Origin of the sequence: Micromonospora sp. NPDC048930 (assembly GCF_043197935.1) — a bacterium.
In the GTDB taxonomy this organism is placed as follows: domain Bacteria; phylum Actinomycetota; class Actinomycetes; order Mycobacteriales; family Micromonosporaceae; genus Micromonospora.
The window spans coordinates 228,559-241,204 of sequence record NZ_JBICUB010000006.1 but is presented as its reverse complement, the minus strand read 5'-3'; the positions used below and the strand labels follow the sequence as shown (position 1 = coordinate 241,204).

Annotated in this window: 11 protein-coding genes; 5 read left to right on the top strand and 6 right to left on the bottom strand. The window is 74.1% G+C overall.

Annotation, left to right across the window (positions count from 1 at the left end; translation table 11 throughout):
• Positions 1-302: 302 nt before the first annotated feature.
• Positions 303-596: an antibiotic biosynthesis monooxygenase family protein gene (locus ACGFI9_RS18055; protein WP_393179117.1), complete on the top strand. Its 294-nt coding sequence runs from the start codon at positions 303-305 to the stop codon at positions 594-596.
• Between the two features lie 234 nt (positions 597-830).
• Here ACGFI9_RS18055 and ACGFI9_RS18050 read toward each other — a convergent pair whose 3' ends face one another.
• The 4 genes from ACGFI9_RS18050 to uvrB all read right to left on the bottom strand — a co-directional run bounded on the left by ACGFI9_RS18050 (position 831) and on the right by uvrB (position 5,393).
• Positions 831-1,745, bottom strand: coding sequence for a helix-turn-helix domain-containing protein (locus ACGFI9_RS18050; RefSeq protein ID WP_393179116.1), 915 nt, complete (start codon positions 1,743-1,745; stop codon positions 831-833).
• A 255-nt stretch (positions 1,746-2,000) separates the two neighbouring features.
• The gene (locus tag ACGFI9_RS18045) at positions 2,001-2,369 is read right to left on the bottom strand and encodes a VOC family protein (RefSeq protein WP_393179115.1); all 369 of its coding nucleotides are present in this window, start codon (positions 2,367-2,369) and stop codon (positions 2,001-2,003) included.
• Between the two features lie 23 nt (positions 2,370-2,392).
• Positions 2,393-3,259: an AraC family transcriptional regulator gene (locus tag ACGFI9_RS18040; protein ID WP_393179114.1), complete on the bottom strand. Its 867-nt coding sequence runs from the start codon at positions 3,257-3,259 to the stop codon at positions 2,393-2,395.
• Positions 3,260-3,284: 25 nt separating this feature from the next.
• Complete coding sequence (gene uvrB / locus ACGFI9_RS18035) at positions 3,285-5,393, bottom strand: excinuclease ABC subunit UvrB (protein WP_393179113.1); 2,109 nt, start codon at positions 5,391-5,393, stop codon at positions 3,285-3,287.
• 339 nt (positions 5,394-5,732) lie between these two features.
• Between uvrB and ACGFI9_RS18030 the strand changes: the two genes are divergently transcribed.
• Complete coding sequence (locus ACGFI9_RS18030; protein ID WP_393179112.1) at positions 5,733-7,838, top strand: hypothetical protein; 2,106 nt, start codon at positions 5,733-5,735, stop codon at positions 7,836-7,838.
• A gap of 6 nt (positions 7,839-7,844) precedes the next feature.
• Here the strand turns inward: ACGFI9_RS18030 and coaE are convergent, their stop codons facing one another.
• Entirely contained in the window at positions 7,845-9,023 is a 1,179-nt protein-coding gene (gene coaE, locus ACGFI9_RS18025) for a dephospho-CoA kinase (protein ID WP_393179111.1), read from the bottom strand.
• Between the two features lie 225 nt (positions 9,024-9,248).
• Positions 9,249-10,733: a 30S ribosomal protein S1 gene (gene rpsA / locus ACGFI9_RS18020; RefSeq protein WP_393179110.1), complete on the bottom strand. Its 1,485-nt coding sequence runs from the start codon at positions 10,731-10,733 to the stop codon at positions 9,249-9,251.
• Between the two features lie 369 nt (positions 10,734-11,102).
• On the opposite strand from rpsA, the gene ACGFI9_RS18015 reads away from it, so the two are divergent.
• The 3 genes from ACGFI9_RS18015 to ACGFI9_RS18005 are packed head-to-tail and all read left to right on the top strand — an operon-like array spanning position 11,103 to position 12,585.
• Positions 11,103-11,909, top strand: coding sequence for a class I SAM-dependent methyltransferase (locus ACGFI9_RS18015; RefSeq protein WP_393179109.1), 807 nt, complete (start codon positions 11,103-11,105; stop codon positions 11,907-11,909).
• 39 nt (positions 11,910-11,948) lie between these two features.
• Complete coding sequence (locus tag ACGFI9_RS18010; RefSeq protein WP_393179108.1) at positions 11,949-12,167, top strand: DUF2945 domain-containing protein; 219 nt, start codon at positions 11,949-11,951, stop codon at positions 12,165-12,167.
• Positions 12,154-12,585: a DUF3140 domain-containing protein gene (locus ACGFI9_RS18005; protein WP_393179107.1), complete on the top strand. Its 432-nt coding sequence runs from the start codon at positions 12,154-12,156 to the stop codon at positions 12,583-12,585. Before ACGFI9_RS18010 ends, ACGFI9_RS18005 begins: the two co-directional genes overlap by 14 nt.
• The last annotated feature ends 61 nt before the right edge of the window (positions 12,586-12,646 follow it).

The window sequence follows — 12,646 nt, the reverse complement described above, 5'->3', positions numbered from 1 at the left end:
CCTCGGCCGCCATTGTTCACCATCCGACCCGCTCAGCGCATCTCCCGGGGTCCGTATTGATGGGGGAATCACTTTCCGGCATGGCGCGGCATGCACCGCCTAGCGCTTCCTAGGAGGCTAGGTGGTCGGGTGGAGCCGGTTGATCGACTCCATTTACGGCACGTCGGAGTGTCCCAGCGCGGGGAGGTGTCGACCTGCCGCATCCCGGGTGGATCAACGGCGCACCGGCGGGCAGCCGTTCGCGGTGGGACGAACAGCCCCCGGGTCGCTCCGGTCGACGGCGGGCGTGCGAGGCTTCCGGCATGGTTCTTGAGGTCGCGCTGATCGACGTAACTCCCGGGCAGGAGGACGACTTCGCCGCCGCGTACGCGAAGGCCCGTCCGATCCTCGCCGGCACCGAGGGCTGCCGCTCGGTACGGATGACCCGCGGCGTGGAGTCGCCGTCCCGGTTCGTACTCCTGGTGGAGTGGGACACGGTGGAGGCGCACGACGTCAACTTCCGGCAGTCCGAGCGCTTCGGGCAGTGGCGGGCGCTGATCGGCCCGCACTTCGCCGCCCCGCCCCTGGTCGAGCACTTCGTCGACGTGCCGGCCTGAACTGTCGTACCCCTGACATAGCCTGCCCTCGACGCGTGGCTGCCGGTCCCGACGGTCATCGGGGGCGCCGGGCCCGGCGGCCGCGCGCCAGGAAAGCTCGTGTGTTTGCTCTGCTCCACCGAGACGGGCTGGATCACCGGCGTGGTGATCGACTCCGAGGGCGGCTTCCAGCGGTGCCGCTGCGGGTGCGGCCCGGCGCGGCGTGGTCGGGCGCCGTCGTGGTCCGGCACGGGTTCAGCTCGGCTCAGCGACCTCGGCGTCGCGGGGCTCACGCGGTCGGGGGACCAGCGCCGGGCCGAGCCGCCGGCTGAGCAGCTCGGCGGTCTCCTCCGCCGACAGCGCCGCCGCCAGCAGCCAGTCGATCAGCCGCTCGTACCGGTCGATGTCGGCCTCGGCGACCAGCCGCAGGTCCGTGGTCAGGGTCTCCACCAGCACGGTGCGCGGATCCGCCGGGTCCGGATGCGCGTAGTAGGCGAAGGCGGCCAGCGGGTGCACCCCGCCGTAGGGCGCGGCGTCGCGGGAAAGCAGCCGGACGGTGACGTGCGGCCGCTCGGCGAGGGCGAGCAGATGCCGCAACTGGTCCCGCCACACGTCGGCCGGGGTGCCGCCGGGGTCGCAGACCCGCTCGTCCAGCAGGGCCGTGTACTGCGGTGGGTCGGCCCGGCGCAGCACCTCCTGCCGCAGGGCGCGGGCCCGGACGTCGGCCTCCACGTCGACGTCGTCGCAGAACAGCGACCCGGCGGTCACCCGCAGCCGGGCGTACGCCGGGGTCTGGAGCAGCCCGGGCACGACGGCGGGTTGGTACTCGACGATGCGGGCGGCACCCGTCTCCAGCTCCGCGTACGCCCGTTGCCGCTCCCCCATCTCGCCCAGGGCCCTGGACCAACCCCGACCGGTCGCGGCGTCACGGGCGATGACGATCAGCTCGGTTCGCCGGTCAGGCGGCACCTGGTAGACGTCGAGCAGGTCGAGCACGTCGGCCAGGTCGGGCCGGCTCTGACCCAGCTCGATGCGGGACAGCTTGGACGTGGACGCCCACCCGAGCCGGGCACAGACCTGCTCGAGGGTGAGCGACTCCCCGTGACGCAGCCGGCGCAGCTCCGCGCCGAGCCGCACCCGCCGGACGACAGGACTTGCTGACAAAGGCATGCGGGCCTCCCCGAGGGAGAGTACGCACGACCATCACGCTGGGCAATACCTTGATTGCTCAGTGCGATCACCCCAGGCGGTCCCGCCGAGATGGCGGCCCCGCACCGATGTCCCGCGCACCTCGGCCCGACCCCGGGGCGGGCAGGCGGCGTTCGGACCGGCCCCAGGATCGGCGCGGCCGCTCGGCCCGGCCTCAGGGTCGGCGCGGCCGCTCGGCCCGGCCTCAGGGGGTCGGCGCGCCGTCTCGGCCCGGCGTCAGGGTCGGTAGGTGCCGAACGACCAGACCAGGCCGGCCGGGTCCCGGGCCACGTAGTCGCGGGAGCCGTAGTCGGTGTCGAAGGGTGGCCGGACGATCTCCGCGCCGGCCGCCAGGGCGCGCGCGTGGTGCCCGTCGACGTCGTCCACCACCACGTAGAGGCGGTAGTCGTCGTCGGCCGGACGGACGGCCGGGGCGGGACCGGTGCCGAGCATGACGAGGTCGTCCCCGTAGCCGAGCTGGGCGTGCCGCACCCCGCCGTCCGGGCCCTCGTGCAGCTCGTGCAGCGTGAAGTCGAACGCGGACCGGAGGAAGTCGATGGCGCTGCGGGCGTCGGGATACCGCAGGACCGGGTAGATGGTTCGCATCCCCCGAGTCTGCGGGCGGGCCGTCAGCCGGGATTGGACGAATGTGACCCGGGACGGGCCAGCGCCGCCGGGGTCCGGCCGGTGAACTCCCGGAACTCCCGGATCAGGTGCGACTGGTCGTAGTAGCCGCAGCGGACCGCCAACTCCGCCCAGCTCTCCCCCACCACGTCCCGGAGACCGGCGCCCTGGTCACCCTGGCGGTCCCGGGCCGCGCCGGTCAGCTCGCGGCCGAGGGTGGCGTACGCGCGCTGGAAGCGCACCAGCCGGCCGACGGTCTTCGGCGGCAGGCCGAACTCCCGCCGGAACACCGCCGCCAGGTGCCGCCGGCTCCAGCCGAGCTCGTCGGCCAGCGCGCCGACCCCGACGGCGCCCCCGCTGCCGTCGAGCAGCCGCCAGGCCCGCAGCAGCCGCCGGTTCACCGGCCCGGCCGCGGCCAGCCGGCCGGCGAACGCCGCGTCGAGCCGGGCGAACCGCCCCGGCCAGTCGGGCACGCCGGCCAGCTCGTCGCGCAGCCGTGCCAGCCAGCGGTCCAGCCGGTCCACCGGCACGGCGCGGTTGGCCAGTTCGCCGAGCGGCAACCCGAGCAGCCGGCGGGCGGCCGGCGGCGTCAGCAGCACCTGCACCCCGGCGCCCTCGCCCACCGTGCGGGTGGTGCAGTACGCGTCGAACGGGCCTGCGACAAAGGCGTTCACCCCGTACGCGCCCCGGGCGGCGGCCCGCGGGTCGGTGACGTCGAGCGGGGCACCCCAGCCGAGGATCAGCACCACGAAGGTGCCGGCCACCTCGTGGCGTACCAGGGGTCGGGCGGCGTGCTCCCGGTAGCCGAGGTAGTGGTCGACGTACGCGCGCAGCGCGGGATCGGGCCGGCCGACGACCACCTCGGTCAGCATGTCGTCCTCCCGACCGCCGCTCGGGTCACTTCACCCCGGCGGCGTCCATCCCGCGCAGTTCCTTCTTCAGGTCGGCGACCTCGTCGCGGATCCGCGCCGCCAGCTCGAACTGCAACTCCCGCGCGGCGGCGAGCATCTGGTCGTTGAGCTCCTGGATCAGGTTGGCCAGGTCGGCCCGGGCCATCCCCTCCCGGGACGGCGCGGCGCCACCGCGACCACGGCTGCGGGTCTCCTTGACCGGGGCCTTGCCCCGGGACAACTGCCGGGCCGCGCCGCCGACCTTGGTGTTGTGCTCGGTGTCCTCCGCCTCGCGGTAGATGTCGTCGAGGATGTCGTGGATCTTCTTGCGCAGCGGCTCGGGGCTGATCCCGTGCGCCTCGTTGTGCGCGATCTGCTTGGCCCGCCGCCGGTTGGTCTCGTCGATCGCGCCCGCCATCGACGGGGTGATCTTGTCGGCGTACATGTGGACCTGGCCGGAGACGTTACGGGCGGCCCGGCCGATGGTCTGGATCAGCGATCGGCCGCTGCGCAGGAAGCCCTCCTTGTCGGCGTCGAGGATCGCCACCAGGGAGACCTCGGGCAGGTCGAGGCCCTCGCGGAGCAGGTTGATGCCGACCAGCACGTCGTAGTCGCCCTTGCGCAGCTCCCGCAGCAGCTCCACCCGGCGCAGCGTGTCGACCTCGGAGTGCAGGTAGCGCACCCGGATGCCGTTCTCCAGCAGGTAGTCCGACAGGTCCTCGGCCATCTTCTTGGTCAGCGTGGTGACCAGCACCCGCTCGTCCCGCTCGGTGCGCAGCTTGATCTCGTGCATCAGGTCGTCGATCTGTCCCTTGGTGGGCTTCACGACGACCTCGGGGTCGACCAGGCCGGTCGGGCGGATCACCTGCTCGACGTACTCGCCCTGGGCCTGCTCCAGCTCCCAGGAGCCGGGGGTGGCGGAGAGGAAGACCATCTGGCCGACCCGGTCCAGGAACTCGTCGAACCGCAGCGGCCGGTTGTCGGCGGCGCTGGGCAGCCGGAAGCCGTGGTCGATCAGCATCCGCTTGCGGGACGCGTCGCCCTCGTACATGCCGCCGATCTGGGAGACCGTCTGGTGCGACTCGTCGATGACGGTGAGGAAGTCGTCGGGGAAGTAGTCGAGCAGGCAGTGCGGCGGATCCCCCGGCTTGCGCCCGTCGATGTGCATCGAGTAGTTCTCGATGCCGGAGCAGAAGCCGACCTGCCGCATCATCTCGATGTCGTACGTGGTGCGCATCCGCAGCCGCTGCGCCTCCAGCAGCTTGCCCTGCCGCTCCAGCTCGGCCAGCCGCTCGCCCAGCTCGGTCTCGATGTCGCGGATCGCCCGCTCCATCCGCTCCGGGCCGGCCGCGTAGTGCGTCGCCGGGAAGATCAGCAGGTGGTCGACCTCGCGGACCACGTCGCCGGTCAGCGGGTTGAGGTAGTAGAGCTTCTCCACCTCGTCGCCGAACAGCTCGATCCGGACGGCCAGCTCCTCGTACGCCGGGATGATCTCCAGCGTGTCGCCGCGGACCCGGAACGTGCCCCGCTGGAACGCCATGTCGTTGCGGGCGTACTGGATGTCGACCAGGCGGCGCAGCAGCTGGTCGCGGTCGAGCTCCTGGCCGACCGCGACCCGGACCGCGCGGTCCAGGTATTCCTCGGGGGTGCCCAGGCCGTAGATCGCCGAGACGGTCGCCACCACGATCACGTCGCGGCGGGTGAGCAGCGACATGGTCGCCGCGTGCCGCAGCCGCTCGACCTCCTCGTTGATCGAGGAGTCCTTCTCGATGTAGGTGTCGGTCTGCGGGATGTACGCCTCGGGCTGGTAGTAGTCGTAGTAGGAGACGAAGTATTCCACCGCGTTGTGCGGGAGCAGCTCGCGGAACTCCTTGGCGAGCTGGGCGCAGAGCGTCTTGTTCGGCGCGAGCACCAGGGTGGGGCGTTGCAGCCGCTCGACCAGCCACGCCGTGGTGGCGCTCTTGCCGGTGCCGGTCGCGCCGAGCAGCACCGTGTTGCGGTCGCCACGGCGTACGCGCCGCTCAAGCTCGTCGATGGCCGCCGGCTGGTCGCCGGCCGGCTGAAACTCGCTGACGACCTGGAAGCGGCCGTCCAGCCGGGGAATGTCGAGCGCCATGACCTCAACGGTACGCCCGGGGTCCGACAGTTCCGGACCGACCACGGAGGGTCCCTGATCGGCTTCGATATTCCCATTGTGTGCCACATCTCACCCGGCTAGGCTCTGACCGTAGGCCGCTCGCGGCGGCCGACCGGGCCGGTGGCCGCCCTCCAGGGCTCGGCCGCCCCCGGCACCGGGGTCGCAGCACCCGGACGACCGGCGTGCGCACCCGAGGTGGTCGCGCAGGAAGCGCAGACCGGCCGCCGCGAGCGCCCCTGCTCCGTCATCCGATCCCGGTCGTCGCTTTCTCCTCGTGGAGGCCTCGTCACCCGAGCCCCGTCCCCGCGTTCTCCACTCGTGGAGACCTCCCCCCGACGCCGGCACGCCGCGGCCCGCGACGCCACTCCGCCCCCCACGGCCGACACCGCCGCCATGCCCGACCTGCCCGCCGACGCGGCCACGCCCGACCGCGACACCGCCGGCCCCGCCGACGGCCCGGCCGTGCCGCCGGAGCACCCGACCGCCCCCACCACGGAGCCGGCCGCGGCACCCGATGCGGCGCAGAGTCCGGCCGGAGACCGCCGCGACGTCGCGGACCCGTCCTCGACCCCGGGCACGGCGCCGAGTCCGGCCGGAGACGACCGCCACTCCCCCGACCCGTCCTCGACCTCCGGCGCGGCCCAGAGCCCGGCCGGGGGCGGCGGCGACACCGGGGACGGGTCCTCGACCGCGGACCGGGCGAGGCACCCGACCACTCCACGCCGCGCCACCGAGCCGCTCGCGACGCCCGAGCCGGCCAAGACCTCGACCGGCCGCCGCGCCGCCGTGCCGCCCGCCATCCCGGAGGCGACCGGCCTCAGCCGTCCCGGGCTGTTCCGCCGTGCCCGACGCGACCCGGGAGGCCCGGACGGGACCGCCGGGAGCGTGCCGCGCGAGCCGGGCCGAGGGCACCGGCGCCCCCGGCACGCCGCGGCGGCCCGACCCCCGGCCGTACCGCCCCTGCACCGGCCGGCGGAGCCGCCGACGCCGGGACGCGAGGCCGCCGCGCTCACGCAGCCGGAGGAACCCGACCTGGACGGCTCCGGCGACCCGCCGGAGCGGCCGACCCGGCGGCGCGCCATCCTGGTCGCGCTCGCGGTGACCGCGGCGGCCTCGGCGGCCGCGCTGGTCGCCGGGCTGCTGCAGTGGTCACCGGAACCGGCGAGGGACCCGGCCCGCCGGCTGACCCACGGCGAGGTCGAGCGGCTGTCCGCCATGCGGGTCACCAACCAGCGGGACGTCCGCGCCGGGGTCCGGGTCTCGGTCGGTACGGGCGCGGCGCGCAGCGAGCTGGTCGGCTGGGTGGACTGGGCCCGGCCGCTGGTCTACCTGGACGTCGGCGGCCCGGGGGCGGGGGCCGAACGGGGCCTGGTCCAGGCCACCGCGTCGACGGTGGTGCTCCGGCCCGACCCGGCCGCGGCGCCGACCCCCACCCCGCCGCCGCTGGTGCCGCCGGCCGACCGCTGGCGGCTGCGGGAACCACCCGCCACGGGCGCGGTGGCCCCCGTCCGTGACCTGCTGCTCGGCCTCGGCGCGAACCGGATCGACGTGGTGTCCACCCGGGCACGCTGGCAGGGCCGGGCCAGCACCGACGGCACCGCGGTGGACATCCTGGAGACCACTCTGCCGGCCGACCCGGCGCCCACCGCCCCGCGTGCCGCTCCGGCCCGCCTCTGGCTGGACGGGGACGCCCGGCTGCACCGGCTGGAGGGGCGGCTGCCCGACGGCCGGCCGGTCACCGTCGAACTGGAACGGACCGACCGGCCCACGCTCCGCCCGGTGGCCGCGCTGGGCGGCCACCCCGGGCTGCCGCGGGCCCTCACGGACGCCGAGGCCGACCGGCTGGCCCGGCTCCCCGCCCGGCTCCGGGCGCTCGGGGGCGCCACGGTGACCCTGACCGCCCCGCTCGGCCCGACCGCCAACCTGCGCGCCGCCGGCTGGCTGCGCTGGACGGAGTCCGCCGCGTACCTGGCGGTGGACGAGGCCGACAGCCCCGGACGCCGAACCCTGCTGCGCTGGCGGGGCGGGCGGGCGACCCGCGCGGAGGTCCCGGCCGGCCCGGCGGGCGACGTCCCGGCCACGCCGCCGCTGCCGCCGCCGGCCGGGCTCACCTGGACGGCCGCCCGGCCACCCGCGGACGACCTGGACCGGCTGCTGGCCGCCGCGCTGCGCGGCGACGACGCACCCGTACCGGCCCGATCGGCGGTTCGGCTGCGCGGCGACCGGACGGCCGACCGCAGCGTGGACGTCATCGAGGTACGCACCGGCGGGGCGGTGCTGCGCTACTGGGTCGACCGGGACGGGCTGCTGCGCCGGCTCGAGCTGCGGACCGGGCGGGGGGTCTGGGCCCAGCTCGACCTCAGCCCCGGTCGGGTGCCGGCGCTGCCCGGCGGACCGGCGGCGCCCCGGCCGAGGCGTCGCTGAGCGGGCTCAGGGCCGCCAGCCGGTCTGGATGGCCCACTCCTCGGCGCGCAGGTGCTCCTCGTCGAACCAGGGGTCCTTCAGCGTCCCGTACGTCGCGCTGTCCGGGGCGGTGGCGGCCAACTCCCGCTTGACCTCGAGGTACGCGGCCCGCTGGGCGGGGTCGGCACGGAGATGGTCGCGCATCAGCAGCGCGTACCGCCAGCCGGGCGAGCCGGCGACCCGCAGGTGCAGGTTGACCGGGCGGGCCGGGTCGGCGCTGCCGTGCAGGCGCTTCTCCCAGCGGGCGCTGCCGGCCGGGCGCGGGTTGTCCCACCAGTCGCCGAGGAGCCGGGGAAAGCCGGCGTCGGCGAGCCGCTCGGCCAGCGGGCCGTCGGCCTCCGCCAGCGACGACACGGTGAGCTGGATGTCGATGACGTCCTTGGCGGCCAGTCCGGGCACCGCGGTGGAGCCGATGTGGTCGACGCGCAGGTCCGCGCCGGCGGCGTGCCGGATCCGGGCGGCCAGTCGGGCGTACTGCTGGGGCCAGGTCGGGTCGGGCTCGGTGAGCACCACCCGCTCGGGCCGGACCGGGCGGCGCTCGCGGACGTTGCGCTCGTAGGGCAGCAGGCGGTCCCGCCACAGCGCGTCCACCGCCGCGTGCAGTTCGTCGAGGGTGCCGTCGTTGGTGAGCAGCACGTCGGCCGCCGCCTGCCGGCGGGCGTCGTCGGCCTGCGCGGCGATCCGCCGCTCGGCCTCCGCGCGGTCCATGCCCCGGTCCCGGGCCAGCCGGGCCAGTCGGGTGGCCACCGCCGCCTGCACCACGACCACCAGGTGGTACGTCGGCGCGAGCCCCACCTCCACCAGCAGCGGCACGTCGTTCACCACGACGGCGTCCGGGGCCGCCGCGGCGGTCAGCTCGGCGGCGCGGGCGCGGACCCGGGGGTGGGTGATCGCCTCCAGCTTGCGGCGGGCGGCCTCGTCCCCGAAGACCAGCGCGCCGAGCGCGGCCCGGTCCAGCGCCCCGTGCGGGTCCAGGACCCGTTCGGAGAAGGTGGCGACGATCTCGGCCAACCCCTCGCTGCCCGGGGCGACCACCTCGCGGGCGATCCGGTCGGAGTCGACGAGCACCGCGCCGAGCGCGGTGAGCCGGTTCGCCACCGCGCTCTTGCCGGACCCGATCCCACCGGTCAAACCCACCTTCAGCACGCGACCAGTCAACCGGATCACCGGCCGCACGCCAAACCGACCCCTGACCGGCCTGCGGATGGGGCTTTCAGTCCGTCTCGGGCTCACCCGGGCTCGCCCCGGCCCGGCCCGGCCGGCCGGAGATACGCGAGGGCCCCGCCCCCGGCCCGGTGAAACCGGATCGCGGGGACGGGGCCCGTCGCCGTCAGCCGACGCGCGGCGCGCCGACATGCAGTTGTCGCGCGGTCACTTGCCGCCGGCGAGCTTCTCCCGCAGCGCGGCGAGCGCCTCGTCGGTGGCCAGCGTGCCGGCCGGCTCCTCGGCCTGACGGCTCGGGGCCGTGGTCGAGGTGGTGGTGCCGGAGACGGCCGGAGCCGGGTTGGCAGCGGCCTCGGCGTCGGCGGCCCGGGAGGACTGCACCTGCTTGGTGTGGGCCTCCCAGCGCTGACGCGCCTCGGCGTACTGCTGCTCCCACGCCTCGCGCTGCTTCTCGTAGCCCTCGAGCCACTCGCCCGTCTCCGGGTCGAAGCCCTCCGGGTAGATGTAGTTGCCCTGCTCGTCGTAGGTCGCGGCCATGCCGTAGAGGGTCGGGTCGAAGTGCTCCTCGCCCTCGACGAAGCCCTCGTTGGCCTGCTTGAGCGACAGCGAGATCCGGCGACGCTCGAGGTCGATGTCGATGACCTTGACCATGACCTCGGAGCCGACCTGGACGACCTGCTCCGGGATCTCCACGTGGCGCTCGGCCAGCTCGGAGATGTGGACCAGGCCCTCGATGCCGTCGTCCACCCGGACGAAGGCGCCGAACGGCACGAGCTTGGTGACCTTACCCGGCACGATCTGCTGGATCGCGTGGGTGCGGGCGAACTGGCGCCACGGGTCCTCCTGGGTCGCCTTCAGCGACAGCGAGACCCGCTCGCGGTCCAGGTCGACGTCCAGGACCTCGACCTCGACCTCCTGGCCGACCTCGACGACCTCGGACGGGTGGTCGATGTGCTTCCAGGAGAGCTCGGAGACGTGCACCAGGCCGTCCACGCCGCCCAGGTCGACGAACGCGCCGAAGTTGACGATCGAGGAGACGACGCCCTTGCGGACCTGGCCCTTCTGCAGCTTGTTGAGGAACTCGGTGCGCACCTCGGACTGCGTCTGCTCCAGCCAGGCCCGGCGGGACAGGACCACGTTGTTGCGGTTCTTGTCCAGCTCGATGATCTTGGCCTCGAGCTCGCGCCCGACGTACGGCTGCAGGTCGCGCACCCGCCGCATCTCGACGAGCGAGGCGGGCAGGAAGCCGCGCAGGCCGATGTCGAGGATGAGACCGCCCTTGACGACCTCGATGACCGAGCCGCGGACGACGCCGTCCTCGTCCTTGATCTTCTCGATCGTGCCCCAGGCCCGCTCGTACTGCGCCCGCTTCTTGGAGAGGATCAGGCGACCCTCCTTGTCCTCCTTCTGGAGGACCAGGGCCTCGATGTGGTCACCGACCGAAACCACCTCGGCCGGGTCCACGTCGTGCTTGATCGACAGCTCCCGAGAGGGGATCACGCCCTCGGTCTTGTAGCCGATGTCGAGCAGGACCTCGTCCCGATCGACCTTGACGACGGTGCCTTCGACAATGTCGCCGTCGTTGAAGTACTTGATGGTCTCGTCGATCGCGGCGAGGAAAGCTTCCTCGGAGCCGAGGTCGTCGACGGTGACCTTGTTGGCGCTCGAGGTGGCCTCGATGCTGCTCGTCATGTGGGCGGTTGCTCCGGTCGGATGGGTTGTCACAGCAGGCGTGGGCGTCGCGGTGACTCAGTCCGCGCCAGCGGATCCGTCGCCGGGCACACCGAACGATCGCCGTCAGAAGATCATTAGTGGCTCCGGTGACCGCGCACCTGCTCCCTGCCGAGGCACACGATCCGCGAGCGCATCGTCTAGCCTACCCGCTGCATTACCACAGCGTGCAAGCCCTCCCAGGTCTCCTCGGGCTCGTCAGCTGCGAAAGCGGAGATTTCGCGCGGTAAGGGGCCACAGCTGTCTCGTCCGTCACATCCGCCACTCCTGTCCCGCGCCGTACGCCGGGCCGGCGTCGGGTCGCCCGGGCCGGGGCCCTAGCGTGAGCGGGTGGACGACGACAGGGTGACCCGACGCCGGGTGGGCGCCGCCGAGATCCGCCGGGCCAACCGCGGCTGGTGGGACCGCGACGCGGACGACTACCAGGCCGAGCACGGCGCGTTCCTGGGCGACGTGGACTTCGTGTGGTGCCCGGAGGGGCTGCGCGAGGCCGACGCCCGGCTGCTCGGCGACGTCGCCGGCCGCCGCATCCTCGAACTCGGCTGCGGCGCCGCGGCCGCCGCCCGGTGGCTGGCCACCCAGGGCGCCCATCCGGTCGCCCTGGACCTCTCCGCCGGCATGCTGCGGCACGCCGCGCGGGCCGCCGACCGCACCGGCGTACGCGTGCCGCTGGTGCAGGCCGACGCGCTCGCCCTGCCCTTCGCCGACGCGGCGTTCGACACCGTCTGCACCGCCTTCGGCGCGATCCCGTTCGTGGACGACTCGGCGGGGGCCATGCGCGAGGTGGCCCGGGTGCTGCGGACCGGTGGCCGCTGGGTCTTCTCGGTCACCCACCCGATGCGCTGGATCTTCCTCGACGACCCGGGCGAGGGCGGGCTGACCGCCGTGCACTCGTACTTCGACCGGTCCCCCTACGTGGAACAGGACGAGCACGGGGTGGCCACCTACGTCGAGCAGCACCGCACCCTCGGTGACCGGATCCGGGAGCTGGTCGGCGCCGGGTTCCGGCTGCTGGACCTGGTGGAGCCGGAGTGGCCGGCGGGGCACGAAGGGATCTGGGGGCAGTGGAGCCCGCTGCGCGGCCGGCTCTTCCCCGGCACCGCCATCTTCGTCGCCGAGAAGCCGGCGGCGGGGTAGCGACCGTTTCCGGGCACCGGGGCCGGGTAACCGGACGGCATGGCCGAGAAGGAGTTCCGCACGGGCGACCACGTCTCCTGGGCCAGCCACAGCGGCCGGGCGTACGGGGTCGTCAAGGAGAAGCTCATCGACCGGACCCACGTGCGCGGGCACACGGTGAACGCCTCGCCGGAGGACCCGCAGTACCGGATCCGCAACGACCACTCGGGCCGGGACGTCGCCCACCGACCGGAGGCGCTGCGCCGTGAGTCGACGTGACGACGGTCGGGACACCTACCAGGAGTTCACCGAGGCCGTGAACATGAAGCCCGGTGAACTGCAGAAATGGCTGGAGACCGACGAGTCGAAGCACGTCGGCTGGCGGAAGACGGGCAGCAGGGGCGGCGAGTCGGTCGGCCACGAGTCGGGCCGGAGGATCGTCGAGCTGCTGCGCCGCAAGCGTGACCAGCTCTCCGAGGCCGACTACCGGCACATGCGCAAGGTCGTCGGGTACGTCCGGCGGCACATGGCGCAGCGACCGAGCGGCGACGTCCGCCGGACCCGCTGGCGGTACTCGCTGATGAACTGGGGCCACGACCCGGTCAAGGCCCCGCTTCCGCCGCCGGGCGGCCCGTCGCGGAAGGCGCTGCAGCGGCACGGCGCCCCGCCGAAGGAACGCCGGGGACCAGGCCGCTGACCCGCCGGGAGCCGTGGGTCGCCCGACCGGGCGCGCGCCGCCAGGTACGCGATGTCGCGGT